This is a genomic window from Nonomuraea longicatena (assembly GCF_039525605.1).
GTDB lineage: Bacteria > Actinomycetota > Actinomycetes > Streptosporangiales > Streptosporangiaceae > Nonomuraea > Nonomuraea longicatena.
On the sequence record NZ_BAAAHQ010000036.1, the window covers coordinates 75919 to 77667 of the forward strand.

The 1749-nt window shown below is 71.4% G+C and carries 1 protein-coding gene; it reads right to left on the bottom strand.

The genetic code is table 11. The features are described 5' to 3' along the window. Window positions 1-392 precede the first annotated feature (392 nt). Window positions 393-1493, bottom strand: coding sequence for a neutral zinc metallopeptidase (locus ABD120_RS29005; RefSeq protein WP_343953321.1), 1101 nt, complete (start codon window positions 1491-1493; stop codon window positions 393-395). Window positions 1494-1749 lie beyond the last annotated feature (256 nt).

Consider the following 1749-nt stretch of genomic DNA (forward strand, 5'->3'; position numbering starts at 1 on the left):
CGGGCGGCGCCGTACCGCCGGGCCGGCCGGTGGCCCGTTCGGCGGGCGGCGCGGAATTCCCTGCGGGCTGGTTCGAGGGTTTCGCGGGTCTTCTTCCTGCCGCGCCGCTCGCCTGACGTGAGCGCCGCCGCTTCCTGCCGTCCCCTCCACCTCCCCGCGACCTGGTCCCGGGCGGGACCTCCGGCGTGCCGGTCGACCCCTCGTCAGGTGCACTTTCTCGTGCGCCGGGCGCGGTGCTGGCCTCTTCGTGGTCCGTCACACCGGCTCCTTCAAGCGAATACCAGGCAAAACCCGTGGTTTTGCTCCCCGTTGGCAGAAGATTGCCAGGATTCTAGTCCCCATATACGGACAACCAAGACAAGAACCTAAGCTGAGTTGAACGCGGCATGGCTTCACGAGGTCGCGGAGGACGAAGCCAGCCAGGTGTTGCACTGGAAGCTGTGGTTGCGTTCCCACCCCTGACGGAACCACCGATGGTTGTTCACAGGAGAGCCGTGGTCGCGCGGATATCCGGGGTGGTCGCCCAGCCGCGAGTAGAACCAGAACAGCCGGTTCCGGTTGGTCGTGCTGATCGGGTACGACCGGTGCACCGAGCGCATGAACATGCCGCCGAAGCACGTCGCCTGGAGTTCGATCCTTCTGTCGAGTCCGAGGCGGCCGCTCTGGCTGCTGCTTTCCAGCCGCCTGGACCAGTGGGCGTTGAGCAGGCCGGAGATGTTCTGCACGTGGTGGCCGTACTCGTGGGCCATCATGCTGATGATCCCGCCGTTCCACTGCACGAGTTCGCCGTACCCTGCCGAGTTGCCGTTGCCCCTGGACATCGCCGAGGTCGAGGCGTAGATGGTGTGGTTGCGCGGGCAGTAGTACGGGACCATGTTGCCCGGGGAGGGGTAGTCGCCGCAGGCGCCCCTGCCGCGCTTGGCGGCGATCGCGTACTTCGCCGGGATCCACGGGATCCCCTGCTTGAGCAGGAGCGGACCCCATGCGCGGTCCATGCACTTGCCCGTCTTCAGGATCAGCGCCTTGAGCTCGCCGTGGCTGTAGATGCTGGCGTCGCCCGCGCGGCAGTTCAGCGATGGCAGCCTGCCCACCCGGTAGACCGTGTTCGTCTTCAGGGATCTGTCCAGGGTGGGCTTCGGCGGGGTGGTGGGCTCGGCGCTGGGCTGTGCCGAGGGCACCTGGGTCGGCACCTGGGTCGGCTCGGTCGGAGCGTCCGTCTGAGTGCTCCTCGGCGGCGTGTACGTCGGGATCGCGACCGGCGTCTCGATGCGCGGGCCGTCCGCCAGCAGGGAGGCGCCCACGAGCAGCACCACGGCGAGGGCCGCCACGCCGCCGAGCACCACGGCGACGATCGCGATCGCGCTGCCGCCCGACTTCCGCCTGGGTGGCTGCGGCCAGTGACGGGGCGGCGGCGGGGCCGGCGGGCTCCACCGCCCGGCACCCGGCGACGGTCCCCGCAGGGGGCGCGCGGGCGGCTGCGGCCCCGCACCCATGTACGGACCAGGTCGCCCGCCCTGCCGCGGATCGGGCCGCGGATCGGGCCGCAACCCCGGCTGCCCGGGGCGACCGCCGTGGCCGGGGGCCGGTCCGGTGGGGTGAGGCGCCACGGGAGGCGGTTGCGGGGGCGCGTGCGGGGCCTTCGAGGGCGCGTACCCGGCCTGTGCGGGGGTGTTCGGGGCGGGAGCGGGCGCGTGCGGGACCCGTGAGGGGGTCTGGGGCCGTTCGGGCGGCATCTGCGGGTGGGGGAGC